Source organism: Caldimonas taiwanensis NBRC 104434 (assembly GCF_001592165.1).
GTDB lineage: Bacteria > Pseudomonadota > Gammaproteobacteria > Burkholderiales > Burkholderiaceae_C > Caldimonas > Caldimonas manganoxidans.
Map to the genome: position 1 here is coordinate 65,231 of NZ_BCWK01000006.1, position 15,436 is coordinate 80,666.

12 protein-coding genes are annotated in these 15,436 nt (G+C 66.4%); 11 read left to right on the top strand and 1 reads right to left on the bottom strand.

All coding sequences use genetic code 11. The features are described from left to right. Window positions 1–3: 3 nt before the first annotated feature. Complete coding sequence (metG, locus tag CTA01S_RS07075) at window positions 4–2,067, bottom strand: methionine--tRNA ligase (RefSeq protein ID WP_062193767.1); 2,064 nt, start codon at window positions 2,065–2,067, stop codon at window positions 4–6. A gap of 148 nt (window positions 2,068–2,215) precedes the next feature. Here metG and apbC point away from each other — a divergent pair, with 148 nt between their 5' ends. The 11 genes from apbC to CTA01S_RS07130 all read left to right on the top strand — a co-directional run bounded on the left by apbC (window position 2,216) and on the right by CTA01S_RS07130 (window position 15,436). Next, the gene (apbC, locus tag CTA01S_RS07080; RefSeq protein WP_019559944.1) at window positions 2,216–3,307 is read left to right on the top strand and encodes an iron-sulfur cluster carrier protein ApbC; all 1,092 of its coding nucleotides are present in this window, start codon (window positions 2,216–2,218) and stop codon (window positions 3,305–3,307) included. Window positions 3,308–3,319: 12 nt separating this feature from the next. Next, window positions 3,320–3,832, top strand: coding sequence for a DUF3305 domain-containing protein (locus tag CTA01S_RS07085; protein WP_062193770.1), 513 nt, complete (start codon window positions 3,320–3,322; stop codon window positions 3,830–3,832). Further along, window positions 3,825–4,475, top strand: a complete 651-nt coding sequence (locus CTA01S_RS07090) for a DUF3306 domain-containing protein (protein WP_062193773.1) — start codon at window positions 3,825–3,827, stop codon at window positions 4,473–4,475. The genes CTA01S_RS07085 and CTA01S_RS07090 overlap by 8 nt, the downstream gene beginning before the upstream one ends. Continuing rightward, window positions 4,390–6,519 carry a 4Fe-4S binding protein gene (locus CTA01S_RS07095; RefSeq protein ID WP_232301015.1) on the top strand — a complete coding sequence of 710 codons (2,130 nt, stop codon included), beginning with the start codon at window positions 4,390–4,392 and terminating at the stop codon, window positions 6,517–6,519. Before CTA01S_RS07090 ends, CTA01S_RS07095 begins: the two co-directional genes overlap by 86 nt. Beyond that, window positions 6,516–7,139, top strand: a complete 624-nt coding sequence (locus CTA01S_RS07100; protein WP_019559948.1) for a TorD/DmsD family molecular chaperone — start codon at window positions 6,516–6,518, stop codon at window positions 7,137–7,139. The genes CTA01S_RS07095 and CTA01S_RS07100 overlap by 4 nt, the downstream gene beginning before the upstream one ends. A gap of 67 nt (window positions 7,140–7,206) precedes the next feature. Continuing rightward, on the top strand, window positions 7,207–8,124 hold the full coding sequence (locus CTA01S_RS07105; protein ID WP_232301016.1) for a UDP-2,3-diacylglucosamine diphosphatase: 918 nt from the start codon (window positions 7,207–7,209) through the stop codon (window positions 8,122–8,124). A gap of 90 nt (window positions 8,125–8,214) precedes the next feature. Next, the gene (gene ppk1 / locus CTA01S_RS07110; RefSeq protein WP_084362341.1) at window positions 8,215–10,308 is read left to right on the top strand and encodes a polyphosphate kinase 1; all 2,094 of its coding nucleotides are present in this window, start codon (window positions 8,215–8,217) and stop codon (window positions 10,306–10,308) included. A gap of 10 nt (window positions 10,309–10,318) precedes the next feature. Continuing rightward, the gene (sixA, locus tag CTA01S_RS07115) at window positions 10,319–10,780 is read left to right on the top strand and encodes a phosphohistidine phosphatase SixA (RefSeq protein WP_062193785.1); all 462 of its coding nucleotides are present in this window, start codon (window positions 10,319–10,321) and stop codon (window positions 10,778–10,780) included. A gap of 349 nt (window positions 10,781–11,129) precedes the next feature. Beyond that, window positions 11,130–13,109, top strand: coding sequence for a TonB-dependent receptor plug domain-containing protein (locus CTA01S_RS07120; protein WP_062193789.1), 1,980 nt, complete (start codon window positions 11,130–11,132; stop codon window positions 13,107–13,109). Window positions 13,110–13,129: 20 nt separating this feature from the next. Continuing rightward, window positions 13,130–14,377 carry an HmuY family protein gene (locus CTA01S_RS07125; protein WP_062193793.1) on the top strand — a complete coding sequence of 416 codons (1,248 nt, stop codon included), beginning with the start codon at window positions 13,130–13,132 and terminating at the stop codon, window positions 14,375–14,377. Between the two features lie 21 nt (window positions 14,378–14,398). Further along, window positions 14,399–15,436: a hemin-degrading factor gene (locus tag CTA01S_RS07130; protein ID WP_062193797.1), complete on the top strand. Its 1,038-nt coding sequence runs from the start codon at window positions 14,399–14,401 to the stop codon at window positions 15,434–15,436.

The following is a 15,436-nucleotide window of genomic DNA, read 5'->3' on the forward strand; positions in this document are numbered from 1 at the left end:
GGCTTAGCGCACGCGCATGCCGGGCTGTGCGCCCGGCCAAGGCTCCAGCACATAGATGCCGGGATGGGCCTTTTCGTCGGCATGGGAGGCCGCCAGCACCATGCCTTCGCTGAGGCCGAACTTCATCTTGCGCGGGGCGAGGTTGGCCACCATCACGGTGAGCTTGCCCACCAGGTCTTCCGGTCGGTAGGCTGATTTGATGCCGCTGAAGACATTGCGTGTTCTGCCTTCGCCCACATCGAGCGTCAGGCGCAGCAACTTGTCGGAACCGTCCACCGGCTCGCAGGCCACGATTTTGGCGATGCGCAGGTCGATCTTGGCGAAGTCTTCGATGCCGATGGTGGGGGCAATGGCCTCTCCGCCGGGCTTGGGCGTGTCGGGGGCGGGCGGTTCGAACAGGGCGTCGAGCAGCTTCGGATCGACACGCTGCATCAGGTGCTCATAGGTGCCGATCGTGTGGGCGCCGAGCCCGTGTTGGGCGTCGCTCCATTGCAGTGGCTGGATCTTCAGGAAGGCTTCGACCCGCGCGGCCAAGGCCGGCAACACGGGCTTGAGATAAATGGTGAGCAGACGGAACGCCTCGATGCACACGGTGCAGACTTCGTGCAGGCGCTGGTCCGTGCCGGCTTGCTTGGCCAGCTCCCAGGGCTTGTTCTGATCGACGTATTCGTTGACGCGATCGGCCAGCAGCATGATGTCGCGCAAAGCTTTGCCGAACTCGCGCTCCTCGTACAAGCGGGCAATGCCTGCGCGGCCGTCCCTCAAGCCCTGCAGCAGTGCTTGCCCATCGGCGCTGAGGTCGGCGGTGAGCCGTCCAGCGAAACGCTTGGTGATGAAGCCCGCGGCGCGACTGGCAATGTTGATGTATTTGCCCACCAGGTCGCTGTTGACCCGCGCCACGAAGTCCTCGGGATTGAAGTCCACGTCTTCCACGCGCGCATTGAGCTTGGCCGCGATGTAGTAGCGCAGCCATTCGGGGTTCATCCCCAGCGACAGGTACTTCAGCGGGTCGATGCCGGTGCCGCGGCTCTTGCTCATCTTTTCGCCGCTGACGGTGATGAAGCCGTGCACGAAGACGTTGGTGGGCGTCTTTCGGCCACTGAAATGCAGCATCGCCGGCCAGAACAGCGTGTGGAAGTAGGTGATGTCCTTGCCGATGAAGTGGTACTGCTCCACTTGGGGGTCGGCGATGAACGCCTCGAATGAGCGGGACTCACCGTACTTGGCCTTGGGCCCGCCTTGATCAAAGTAGCTCTTGAGCGAGGCCAAGTAGCCCACCGGCGCGTCGAGCCAGACATAAAAATACTTGCCCGGCGCATCGGGAATTTCGATGCCGAAGTAGGGGGCATCTCGCGAGATGTCCCAGTCCGACAGGCCGCCGTGGCCGTGTTCGTCGGTGGTGAACCATTCCTTGACTTTGTTGGCCACTTCGGGCTGCAGCTTGCCGTCTTGCGTCCATTGCTGCAGAAACTCGATGCAGCGCTGCGAGGACAGCTGGAAGAAGTGGTGCTCGCTGGTCTTCATGACCGGCGTGGCGCCGGTCAGCGTGGAGTAGGGATTCTTCAGCTCGGTGGGCGTATAGACCGCGCCGCACACTTCGCAGGAGTCGCCATACTGGTCCTTCGCGCCGCATTTGGGGCATTCGCCCTTGATGTAGCGGTCGGGCAGGAACATGTTTTTCACCGGGTCGTAGAACTGCTCGATCTCGCGGGTGTAGATCAGGCCGTTCTTGCGTAGCGCCCGGTAGATGTCTTGGGCCAGCTCGGTGTTCTCGGGGCTGTCGGTGCAATGCCAGTGGTCGAAGCTGAGATGAAAGCCGTCGAGGTATTGCTTGCGGCCGGCGGCGATTTCGGCCACGAAGGCTTGGGGCGTCTTGCCCGCTTTCTCAGCGGCGATCATGATCGGCGCGCCATGGGCGTCGTCGGCACCGACGAAGTACACCTGGTGGCCCTGCATGCGCTGGAAGCGCACCCAGATGTCGGCCTGGATGTATTCCATGATGTGGCCGATGTGAAACTTGCCGTTGGCGTAGGGCAGGGCAGTGGTGACGAAAATCTGGCGTGTCATCGTGGCTTGGCGCCGCGGCGTGCGAACGCAACTGGGGGAAAACCCCGGATTCTAGGCCGCCGTGGCGCTTGGCGTGTCCCTGTGGCCCTCAGGTCCGCAGCCCTGCGCTAGACTGGGTCGAAGTCCGTTTCTCGCGTTCCGATTTTTCATGGCTCCTACCGAACAAGCGCTGCTCCAAGCCCTCAAGACCGTGGTCGATCCCCATACGGGGCGTGACTTCGTCAGCACCAAAGCCTTGAAGAACCTGCGCATCGACGGGGGGGAGGTGAGTTTCGACCTGGAGTTGGGCTATCCGGCCCGCAGCTGGGTGCCCAGCTTGCGCAAGCAGCTCATCGCCGCGGCCCGCACGGTGCCCGGTGTCGAGAATGTCAGCGCCAACATCACGAGCCGGATCATCGCCCATGCGGTGCAGCGCGGCGTGCAATTGCTGCCCAAGGTGAAGAACGTCATCGCGGTGGCCTCGGGCAAGGGGGGGGTGGGCAAGAGCACGACCACCGTCAACCTGGCGCTGGCGCTGGCCAGCGAGGGCGCCAGCGTGGGCATTTTGGATGCCGACATTTACGGCCCCAGCCAGCCCATGATGATGGGCATCCAGGGGCGTCCCGAGAGCTTGGATGGCCAGACCATGGAGCCCCTGGAGAACTACGGCGTCCAGGTGATGTCCATCGGCTTCTTGATCGAGCCGGACAACCCGATGATTTGGCGCGGCCCGATGGCCACCCAGGCCCTGGACCAGCTGCTGCGTCAGACGAACTGGCGCGATCTCGATTATCTGGTGGTGGACATGCCGCCGGGCACTGGGGACATTCAGCTCACGCTCAGTCAGCGCGTGCCGCTGACCGGTGCGGTGATCGTCACCACGCCGCAGGACATCGCGCTACTCGATGCCCGCAAGGGCTTGAAGATGTTCGAGAAGGTGGGCGTGCCCATCCTGGGCATCGTCGAGAACATGGCGGTGCATGTGTGCCCCCACTGCGGCCACACCGAGCACATTTTCGGGGCCGATGGCGGTCGCAAGATGGCCGAGCAATACGGCGTGGACTACTTGGGGGCTTTGCCGCTGAACCTGTCGATCCGGGAGCAGGCCGACGCGGGCCGTCCCACCGTGGTCAGCGAGCCCGATGGCGAGATTGCGCGTTTGTACCTGGAGATGGCGCGCAAGGTGGCCGTGAAAATCGCCGAGAAGGCCAAGGACTACTCGTCCAAGTTCCCGACGATCGCCATTTCGAAGCACACCTGAGCGGAGCTGCGCATGACCTCATCCGCGCTGCAAACCCATCGCCTGGAGGTGGCCGTGGTGATGGAGCGCGAGCGTGCGCCCAATGTCTGGGAGGACTGGCGTTTCCGCGTGGTCGAGGTCGTGCCCCAGCAACCTGGTTTTGGGCAGGCTGCGCGTCTGTTGGTCGATGATGGGCGCTGGGCGCGTTGGCTGCATCCGGGCTTCGTGGTCGAGTTGTTCCGCGACGAGGCAGAGGGCTACCATCTGAACCTCAGTTCGGGCCAGCCGATGTGGTTCGTGATGTGGCGCTTGCACGCGGACGATGCTTCGCAAGCCTGCCCTGCGGCGGTGAGCCTGTCATACAACGAGGCGGGCCGCTGGCTCGACGCGCAAGAGCGCGTCGATGGCATGCCCCTGCCGCCGGAGGTGGCGGCCTGGTTGCAAGCCTATACCGACGAGCATTACCGGCCCGAGCCCAAGAAGCGTCAGCGTCCGGTGTCTTTTCTGGGGCCGAGCCGGCGTGAACCGGGGGCGCACGATGGCTGAAGAAGGTTTTTTTGCGCGATGGTCGCGGCGCAAGGCCCAGGCCGGCCAGGCGCCATCGGACGAGCGGCCGTTGCCGGCGCGCACCGCCGTGCCGCCGCCAGCGGCGGCGCCGGCCGCCGTCGTTCCCGAGCCCAATGCACTCGAGCCCCGTGCGCCCGAGCCCCGTGCGCCTGAGGCGGTGCCGGAGTCTGCGCCGCCCACGCTGGAGGAGGCGCTGCGGCTGCAGCCGGGGGCGGACGTGTCTCGCTTCATGGCCGCCGATGTCGATCAGACGGTCCGGCATGCGGCGCTGAAAAAGCTTTTCGCCGACCCGCATTTCAACCGGATGGACGGGCTGGATGTCTACATCGAGGACTACACCCAGTTCACCCCTGTGCCGCAGGCCGTGCTGCGCCGTCTGGTGCAGGCGCAAGCCTTGGGGCTGTGGCGCGATGAGCGCACGTGGCCGCAGGGTTCCAAGGCAAAGCCCGATGGTGCCGACGGCGGCAACGTGTCACAGTGTGGGTCCGAGGCCATGTCAGAGCCTGCCGTCGATGCGGGCCGTGAGCCCCCCCACGATGAAAACCTTGATTTGCAGTTGCAATCGCACGATGCCGCTGGACGAAGCGGCCCTGAAGAGGGCGCTGAGCCAGGCGGGCATTGAAGCCGACTTGTCGGCCCACACGGTGCTGTGCCGGCGCGAGGCGGCGGCCTTTCAGCGAGCCGCCCGCAGCGGCGAGGAATTGTTGGTGGCCTGCACGCAGGAAAGCCGGCTTTTCCTGGAACTGAACGAGGCCACCGAGGGCGCGTTGCCGGTGGCCGAGCGGCCGATTCGCTTCGTCAACATCCGCGAGACCGCGGGATGGTCTGGCGATGCGGCGCAGGCCACACCGAAGCTGGCCGCCTTGATCGCGGCGGCGCAGTTGCCCGACCCGGCGCCCGTGCCCACGGTGAGCTACCGCAGTGCGGGTCGGTGCCTCGTGGTGGGGCCTGCGCAGGCCGCGCAGCGCGCCGCGGCGCTGCTGGCCGATGCGCTGGAGGTCACGGTCTTGGTGCAAGGGCGGGGCGAGGGCTGGCCGCAGCGTCGCCAGTACGTGGTGCATGCCGGTCGGCTCACCGGGCTGCGTGGCTGGCTGGGCGCCTTCGAGGCGAGTTGGACGACGGACAATCCGATCGATCTGGATTTGTGCACGCGGTGCAATGCTTGCATCTCAGCCTGTCCAGAAGGGGCCATCGACTTCAGCTACCAGGTGGACATGGAGCGTTGCCGCGCGCATCGGGACTGTGTGCGTGTGTGCGAGGCCGCAGGGGCGATCGACTTTCAGCGCGAGGCGACCACGGTCACCGAGACCTTCGATCTGGTGCTCGACTTGGGCGATCGCCCCTGGCTGGCGATGCACCAGCCGCCGCAAGGTTATGTGCATGCCGGGCCCGACCCGGCGCGGCTGTGGCAGGCCGTGCTGACCTTGAAAGACTGGGTGGGCGAGTTCGAAAAGCCCAAGTTTTTCCACTACAAGCGCAAGTTGTGCGCCCACAGCCGCAACGAGAAGCTCGGCTGCCAAGCTTGCGTGGAGGTGTGCTCGGCCCGGGCCATCCGCTCCGAGTTGCACGACCGCGGCGGCATTTTCGTCGAGCCGCACCTGTGCGTGGGGTGCGGGGCTTGCACCACGGTGTGTCCCAGCGGCGCGCTGGCCTATGCCTATCCCGACACGGTGGATCAGGGCCGCCGCCTGCGCACGCTGATTTCGACGTATTTGAAGGCCGGTGGCCGCCATCCGGCGCTGTTGCTGCACAGCGAGGGGGCTGGCGCGCGGCTGGTGGAGGACCTGGGCCGCGCTGCGCGGGTCGATCCGGCGCTGCACGGCGTGCCGGCCCGGGTGCTGCCGGTGGCGCTGTGGCACACCGCCAGCGTGGGGCTGGATCTGTGGTTGGCGGCCGTGGCGTATGGAGCGGCCCAGGTGTGGGTGCTGCTGACCGACGAGGAAGCGCCTGAATACCGGGAAGCGCTGGCGGCGCAGGCGGCGCTGGCCAACGCCATTCTGAACGGCTTGGGCTTCGACGGCACGCCGGTGGCGCTGATCGAAGCCCGCGACGCGCGCGACCTGGCCGCGCTGGATCGGGCCCTGCGAGCGCCGGCCGGGCGCTCGGTGCGGCAGCCGGCGACTTTTGCCACCCAGGCGGACAAGCGGGTCACGCTGGACTTGGCGCTCGATCATCTGCTGGCCCAGGCTCCGCAACCGGTGGACGAGATCGCCCTGCCGCGAGCGGGCGCGCCGTTTGGCACCGTGGTGCTGGATACGGACAAGTGCACGTTGTGCCTGAGCTGCGTGGGCGCCTGCCCCGAGGGCGCCTTGGTCGACAACCCCGAGCGGCCCCAGCTCAGCTTCATCGAGAAGCACTGCGTGCAGTGCGGCTTGTGCGAGACCACCTGCCCCGAGGGGGCGATCACGTTGCAGCCGCGCTTGTGGCTGGCCGACGGCGGCAAGGCTCGCAAACAGGCCCGGGTGCTGCACGAGGTGGAACCCTATCGCTGTGTGCGCTGTGGCAAGCCGTTTGGCACGCTCAAAGCGGTGGAATTGATGATCGGCAAGCTGGCCGGCCATGCGGCTTTCCAGGGCCCGGCCTTGGAGCGCTTGCGCATGTGTGGCGATTGCCGCGTCATCGATTTGTACAGCCAGCCTGATGAAGTGAGGATCACCGACCTATGAACACCACGGTGATGGCCTTTGCGGCTGCCGGCGATGCCGAAGAGTTGGCGCGTGCCGAGATGTACGGGCTGCTGGCGCGGCTGTTCATGGCGGCCCCGGATGAGGCGTTGTTGCGGCAGTTTGCCGTGGCGGTGACGGACGCGTCGGTGGAGGGGGCGTTCCTGCAGCCTCCCTGGGAGGCGCTGGTGGCCACGTTGCGCGAGTCCACGCCGGCGGAAGTGGCCGAGGAATACGATGCGCTGTTCCAAGGTGTGGGCAAGCCCGAGGTCTTCCTGTATGGCTCGTATTACCTGGCTGGCTTTCTCAACGAAAAGCCACTGGCGGCGCTGCGGCAGGACCTGGCGGCCTTGGGGTTGACCCGTGACGAGACCCGCGGCGAGACCGAAGACCACGTGGCTTACGTGTTCGAGGTGATGCGCTATCTGATCGTTGCAGACGATGCGGCGGTGTGCAACCTGGAGCAGCAACGGCGCTTCTTTCGCGCCCATGTGCAACCCTGGGTGGAGTCCCTGTGCGATGCGTTGGCCGCGCACCCGCGGGCCCGGGTCTACCGTGCCGTGGCCGACTTGACACGCGCCTTCATGCAGGTGGAGACGCAGGGGTTCGACCTGATCGAGTGAGGCGGGTCATCGGGGTGTCACGGACCTGACGCCGTGGCGTCACGCGGGGGCCTCACGATGTGGGCTCATGCGATGGATCCCGCCCACCGAGTTTTTCCAGCCGCAGGCTGCGCCAGCGGCGGTCGAAGCGCCCGAAGTCCACAGGGCGCACTCGCCGGCACCTGCTCCTGCGAAGCCGCAGGATGAGGGCTCATTGAAGGTGCGCACGGTCTTCATTTCGGACCTCCATCTGGGCACCCCGGGGTGCCAGGCCACGGCCTTGCTGGACTTTTTGCGCGCCGTGGAGTGCGAGACGCTGTTTCTGGTGGGCGACATCATCGATGGCTGGCAGCTGCGTCGCCAGTGGTACTGGCCGCAAGCCCACAATGACGTGGTGCAAAAGCTGCTGCGCAAGGCCCGCAAAGGCACGCGAGTGATCTACATTCCCGGCAACCATGACGAGTTCGCTCGCCGCTACGCCGAGCACAACTTCGGCGGTGTGGAGGTCGTGCAGGATTGGGTGCACCTCACCGCGGACGGTCGGCGCCTGTGGATCACGCATGGCGACCTTTTCGATGGAGTCATTCAGTGCGCCAAGTGGCTCGCTCACGTGGGCGATTCGCTGTATGAGTTCACGCTGCGACTCAACCGCCATCTCAACAGCATGCGCGCCCGGCTGGGGCTGCCGTACTGGTCGTTGTCGAAGTACCTCAAATTCAAGGTCAAGCGGGCCGTGAGCTATGTCAGTGACTTCGAGGACGCGCTGGCCCGTGAGGCGCGCAAGCGTGGCGTGGACGGGGTGGTGTGTGGACACATCCATCATGCCGAGCTGCGCGACATCGACGGGGTGCTCTATGCCAACGATGGCGACTGGGTCGAGAGCCTCACGGCCGTGGTGGAGCATGCCGACGGCCGCCTGGAGATCGTCGATTGGGCCGCGCGCATGCGTGCTCGGCAGCGCCCAGACTCGGCCGTGGCCGCGGGTGTGTCGCCGACGCTGGTGTGAGCGGCCGTCGGGGGCAGGGCGTGTCGTTTCAGTGTCACGTGCCGGTCATATACTGAATCGATGAGTTCCGATTTCGCCCCTGTGTTGTCGATGGAGCGTGTGGCCTCGGGCGCGGCGGCGCCCGGCACGCCTGCATCTGGCCTGAAGCTGCTCAACCGCGAACGGGCCATCCTGGAGTTCAACCGTCGCGTGCTGGCCCAGGCGCGCCGCCCCGACGTGCCCTTGCTGGAACGCTTGCGCTACATCTGCATCGTCTCATCCAACCTGGATGAATTTTTCGAGGTGCGCTTCGGCGACTATCTGGAGGCCGCGCGCCGGCCCGGCGGTGGGGTGTCCGAGCACGACTTGGCCGAGGTGGCTGCGGCCGCGCACGAGCTCATCGATAGCCAGTACGCGGTGTTCAATCAGGAGGTGATGCCTGCACTCAAGCGTGAGGGCATCATCATCCTGAACCATGCCGAGCGCAACGAAGCCCAGCGTCGCTGGGTGGATCGCTTCTTCCAGCGGCAGGTGCGTCCGCTGTTGGTGCCGATGGGCCTGGATCCGGCGCATCCCTTTCCGCAGGTGGCCAACAAGTCGCTGAATTTCATCGTCAAGCTCGGCGGCAAGGATGCCTTCGGACGCGACAATTCGATCGCCATCGTCAAAGTGCCGCGTGTGCTGCCGCGCGTGATCCGCCTGCCGCAGGAGCTCACCGATGGGAAGCAGGCTTTCGTGCTGCTGTCCAGTGTGATCCGTGCGCACTTGGAGGACTTGTTTCCGGGGCGCACGGTCGAGGCCTTTTCGCAGTTTCGCCTCACGCGGGATTCCGACCTGGCGGTCGACGAGGAAGACGTGACCAATTTGCGTCAGGCATTGCGGTCTTCGCTCAGCGCTCGCCACTTCGGCCAGGCCATTCGCTTGGAGGTCGTCAGCACTTGCCCGCCCGAGCTGTCGAGCTTCCTGCTGCGGCAGTTTGGCCTGCCCGAGGCAGCGCTGTACCGGGTGGACGGGCCGGTCAACCTGGTGCGGCTCAATCAGCTCATCGATCAGGCCGATGCGCCCCATTTGCGCTTCCCGGTCTTCGAGCCGGCCTGGCCGCGGGAGCTGCCGCGGCAGCTGTCGATCTTCGAGCGTCTCAAGCGCGGCGACGTGTTGCTGCACCATCCCTTCGAGTCTTTCGAGCCGGTGGTGCAATTCCTGCGCGAGGCCGTCCACGACCCGGATGTGCTGGCGATCAAGCAGACGATCTACCGCACCGGCAGCGAATCGGTGCTGATGGATTTGCTGATCGAAGCGGCCCGGCGGGGCAAAGAAGTGATGGCGGTGGTCGAACTCAAGGCGCGTTTCGACGAAGAAGCCAATATCAACTGGGCCGAACGCCTGGAGGCCGTGGGGGCCCAGGTGGTCTATGGCATCGTGGGCTTGAAAACCCACGCGAAGCTGCTGTTGGTCACGCGCCGCGAGGAAGGCCCCCGCGGGCCGGTCTTGCGCCGCTATGCGCACTTGTCCACTGGCAATTACAACCCCAAGACGGCGCGCCTGTACACCGACATCGGCTTCCTGACGGCCGATGCCGAATTGACGGCCGATGCCGACTTGGTGTTTCAGCAGTTGGCCAGCCTCACGCGGGTACGCAGCCCGCGTCATCTGCTGATGGCGCCGTTTAGCCTGCACAAGCAGATGCTGCGTCACATCGAACAAGTGGCCGAGGCCGCGCGCAGCGGCGCGCCGGCACGCATCGTGGCCAAAATCAATGCGCTGACGGACGTGCCCTTGATCGAGGCCTTGGTGCAGGCGGCGCAGGCCGGCGCCAGCATCGACCTCATCGTGCGCGGGGCCTGCATCTTGCCGCCTGGGGTGCCGGGCTATTCCGAACGCATCCGCGTGCGTTCCGTGGTGGGACGCTTCCTCGAGCACAGCCGGCTGCTGTATTTCCGCTGGGGCGCGTCGGATGACCAGGAAGTCTTGTATCTGTCCAGCGCCGACTGGATGAGCCGCAACATGTTCCGCCGCATCGAAGTGGCCTGGCCGGTGCGCGACGCCGCGCTGCGCCAGCGCTTGATCGACGAGTGCCTGATGCCCTACCTCCTGGACGCCCGCGACGCCTGGGTCCAACACCCCGACGGACACTACGAGCGGGTCGGCACCGACGGCCCCAGTGCTCAGCAAGCGCTGATGCTGCGCTACACGCCCGCCGGCTGAAGGGAGCAAGATGGATTTGATCTTGTGGCGCCATGCCGAGGCCGCGGTGGCCCGGGCCGATCAGGACGACTTGGCGCGCCCCCTCACGCCCAAGGGGGAGCGCCAGGCCGCGCGGATGGCCGAGTGGCTCAATCAACGGTTGGCGCAATCCACCCGCATCCTCGTGAGCCCGGCGCTGCGCACCCAACAGACGGCCGAGGCCTTGGGGCGGCCCTTCCGCACCGTGGCCGCGCTGGCCCCCGAGGCGGACGTCGAGTCCGTGCTGCGCGCGGCGCGCTGGCCCGATGCCGCTGAGCCGGTGCTCATCGTGGGCCATCAACCGGTCTTGGGCCAGGTGGCTGCGCAATTGCTGGCCGGCGTGGAGCAGTCCTGGTCGATCAAAAAGGGGGCGGTGTGGTGGCTGCGCCGGCGCGAGCGCGACGGGCGACCGACCGTGGTGCTGCAGGCGGTGCAGTCGGTGGACTGTCTCTGACGAGCCTCGAACGACCGTTTGGCGGGCCCCTTTGGGGGCGACCCTTTTCGCTGCCACTTTTCGGTGCCACTTTTCGGGCGCCACGTTTTGGCGCCCTTTTGGGGCGCGCATGGCCGCGCCTCGATGGCTGACCGGGCCTGGGTCGGGCGGCGTGCTTGCCTGGGCCCCGGGCGCAACCCGGATGCGAAAGATCGACACCTGTGTGCCCAGGGGACACAAAAATATTGATTGAGGTTACTAATGAGAACGATTACTATTACGGCTTGTGCTCAAGAAGTTTTCGTTTCCTTCCGTGTCCTGTCGTCCCGGGTCCTGTTTGAACGCTTTGCGCCGCGGCACGACGGGTTCGATGCGCTTGCTGGCGGTGTGTCTGGGAGTGGTCTCGTGGCCGGCTGCGGGAAAGGCGCAGCCATTGACGGCGGCGTTGGAGGCCATCGTGGTGACGGGAACGCGCACCGAAAGGTCGGTCGATGAGACCCCGGTGCGCACCGAGGTGGTGGGCTCCGAGGAGTTGCGCCGCACGCATGCACGCACGCTGAAGGACGCCTTGGAAAACCTGCCGGGCGTGCAATTGCGAGAGATCCACGGCAAATCGGGCTACGAATTGTCGATGCAGGGCTTGGGCAGCGACCAGGTGCTGGTGCTGGTCGATGGGCTGCCCTTGACGGCCAGCACGGGCTCCACGGTCGATCTCAGTCAGTACTTGCTCACCGATGTCGAGCGCATCGAGGTCGTCAAGGGGGCGGCCTCGGCGCAGTACGGCAGCTCGGCGATGGGCGGGGTGGTGAACGTGATCACCCGCGGCATCACGCCCGGGCGCAGTGGGTTCGCGGTGGTCGATGGCGGCAGTCGGGGGCGGCAGAACCCCTCAGGCCGCAGCGCGGACCTGGCGCAGCGCCACGTCCAGGTGGGCGTGCAAGGCGGCAGCCCGCAGTGGCGGCTGCGTGTGGTCGGTGATGTGTTGGATGACCAGGGCTTCGCGGTGGATCCGACGGCCTGGGCGCGTCAAGGCGACGCCGTGCAACGGGCCCAGGCGGGGGTGCGTCTGGCCTGGCATCCCTCGGATCGAGCGCAAGCGTGGTTGGACGCCAGCCATTACCGCGAAGACGCCGAGAAACGCTATGACTACTATGTGCCTCCGCGTCTCGTGCCGCAGCGCAAGGCCGAGGAGGCCTCCCGGGATCGGCTGGCCGCGGGGGCGCGATGGGCGCTCGAGGGCGGCTGGGGCTTGGACCTGCGCGGGGTGCACGAGCGCTACCGTGCCTACACGGGGTCTTATTCCGACGCCACGCTGACGGGCCAACGCCAGGCGGAGCTGGATTTGAGCCACCTGGGCGGCCAGATCGACATGCCGGCTTGGGGGCGCCAACGCTGGCAAGTCGGCTTCGACCTGCACCGTGAAGGTTTGTCGCAAACCCACAATGGACGCTCGGAGGTGGTGCTGGACGGGCGCGTGGAGCGTCGCAGTCACGAGGTCTTCGTGCAGAACGACATCCTGCTGGACGACCGCTGGGAGTTGCTGCTGGGGCTGCGGTGGCAGGACGATTCCGACTTCGGCGGCCATGCCGCGCCCAAGCTGAGCGTGCGCCGTCGGCTCGGGGGGCAGGGCGACTGGCGTGGCAGCCTGCGCGCCAGTGTGGGTCAGGGCTACCGGGTGCCCAATCTGAAAGAGCGCTTCTACTTGTTCGACCACAGCGCCTTGGGGTACCGGGTGATCGGCAACCCCGACTTGCGCCCCGAGTCGTCCACCAGCGTGCAACTGGGGGCCAACGCGCAGATCGGCCCTCGGCTGTCGTTGGATCTGAACCTGTTTCACAACCGGGTGCGCGACCTCATCCAGACCGACCTGGCGCGTGCGGTCGTGATCGATGGGGTGGCGCAATACACCTATCGCAACGTGGCGCGCGCTCGCACGCAAGGGGTGGAGGCCGGCATGCAGTGGCAAGCCTTGCCCGCGTTGCGCGTGCAGGCGGCCTACACCTACACGAACACCCGGGATGTGGACAGCGGCACCGAGCTCACGCGCCGGCCGCGCCACATCGCGCGCCTGGGGGCGGACTGGGCCCTGAGCGATCGGCATGAATGGTCGCTGCGCATGCGCCATCAAAGCGACGAATTGGCCGACACCGCCAGCGGGGCGCGTTCGCCGGCCTGGAGCGTCTTGGATCTGCGCCTCAATCACACAGTGCGCCCCGGCTGGACGCTGTTCGCCGGGGTGGACAACGTCTTCGATGTCCAGCGCGACTTCACCCAGGCCCAGGACTTCAGCCCGGCGTCCGGCCGCTTCGTCTACCTGGGTGTGCGGATGAGCCTGGCCCCCCAACCCTGAGCTGCCTAGGAGTTTTGCCCATGCCTCATGCCTTCGACCGCTCGCTGCTGCTGGTCTGCGCCTGCTCGATTCTCGCCGCCTGTGGCGGGGGCGGCGGTGCACAGGAGGACAGCTCGCCGACGCCGACCACGTCCTTCACCCAGCAGGCCACCTGGGCCGTCACGCTGCCGGCCAGCGGCAGCTCGGTGTGCTACGACTTCAACGCGCGTGCCGAGGTCGCCGGCTGCGCCGGCAATGCCTGGGATTTGAAGCTGACCGTAGGCTCGCGCGGCAGTGCCAGCTTGTGGACCAACAGTGGCACCAGCGGCACGGGCGCCGGCGGGGCGTTCGGCGGGCCCTTCGATCACACCTGGACGGAACTGCAGTCTTACACCGATGCCACCACGCTGCCGGCCACGGTGTTTCGTGCCGACGGTGCCAGCGGGGTGTTTTCCGGCAGCAATGGCATCCAGTCCGCCGCCTTCGAATATGGTGTGGGCGGCAGCAACGACCATTTGCTGTATCCCAACTTCCGGGTGTTTCTGATCACCACCAATGCGGCCTCGGCCGATGCCGTAGGCACCGAGACATCGCCGGTGTTTGCGCTACAGATCACGGGCTATTACGGTGGGGCGGGCGGCACCACTTCGGGCTATCCCTCGTTCCGCTGGGTCGATCGGCGAGACCCGTCCATGGTGCATGAGGCCACCGTGGACGCGCGGACGGGCTGGGTGTATTTCGACCTCGTCCAGCGCCAGCTCAGCAGTGAAACCGGTCCTTGGCACATCGCCTTCAACCGCTACAACGTCAAGCTCAACGGCGGCAGCTCCGGCAGCGGCAATGTCGCGGGCTTCATCGGGCGCACGCCGGCGGGCTTCTATGACGCCAACGGCGCCCCCATCGCGGCCAAGTTTCAATCGCAGACCGTGGCGGCCGACACCTTGCCGGACTTGCAGGCCAGCGACCTGAGCACGCCATCGAGCGCCAGCGCCTGGGTGCGGGACACCTTGGCCTCGGCCCTCAATCCCGCGGTCCGCGGCAGCTACCCCAACTCGTTGGACTATGGCTGGTATGTCTATCACCCAACGGCTGCGTCGGCCCAAGCGGCCGGTCTGCCTGCGGTGGCCCACTTGCTGCAGGCTCAGCCCGAGCGCGGCACCTTGTTGCGTGGCGGCGAGGGCAACACCTTTGCTCGCATGCGTTTGCGCTCGATCGTGTATGCCGACCCGAACAATGCCAGCAGTGCCCAGACCTGGACCTTCGAGTTCGACGTCCAACCCGCGCGTTGAGTCTCGCTTTTGGAGTTGCCCATGGATGCCATGATCCGCATGATCGACCTGCGCGCCCGGCACGACCGACTGGTGGCCGAGCAGCCCCGCTTGCGCATGCGCGAGCGGGCCGCGGCCTTGCAGGTGAGCGAGGCCGAGTTGGTCGCGGCCGATTGCGGCCTGAGCTCTTACGAGCTGGACGCGACGCCGCAGACCCTCTTGCGTGCACTGCCTGCGCTGGGCCCGGTGATGGCGCTCAGCCGCAACGATGCGTGTGTGCATGAGCGCCATGGTCGCTACGAGGACGTTCGCATCGATGGGGCCGTGGGCCTGGTGTTGGGGCCGGACATCGACCTGCGCATCTTTTTCGAGCATTGGGTGTACGCCTATGCGGTGATCGAGAACGAGCGGCACAGCTTGCAGTTCTTTGATGCCGCAGGGGTGGCCGTGCACAAGATTTACCGCACCGCCGCGACCGATGCACGCGCCTGGGACGCGCTGGTGGCCCGTCATGCCCTGGAGCACAAGCGGCCGGTGCAGCCGGCTGCGCTGGCGCCGCTGGACGAGGCCGACACACCGCAGGACCCGGCGGCCTTGCGGGCTCACTGGTTGGGCTTGCAAGACACCCATGAGTTTTATCCGATGCTGCGCCGCTTCAAGGTTTCGCGCTTGGGCGCCTTGCGCGCGGCCGGCGCCGATCTGGCGCAGCCGGTGGACCACGGGGCCGTCGAGCGCACCTTGCACATCGCCGCGGCCTCAGCCTTGCCCCTCATGTGCTTCGTGAGCAACCGCGGCATCGTGCAAATCCATACCGGCCCGGTGCAGCGTTTGCTGCGCACCGGCCCTTGGTTCAATGTGCTCGATGAGCGCTTCAACCTGCATCTGGACACCACGGCCATCGCCTCGTGTTGGGTGGTGAACAAGCCCACCCGCGATGGCTGGGTCACCTCGCTGGAAGCCTATGCGGCCGATGGCCGCTTGATCGTGCAGTTCTTTGGTGCGCGCAAGCCAGGCCAACCCGAGCTGCCGGCTTGGCGCCGGCTGCTGGCCGATCTGTGCCCCCAACCGCTGGCAGCCTGA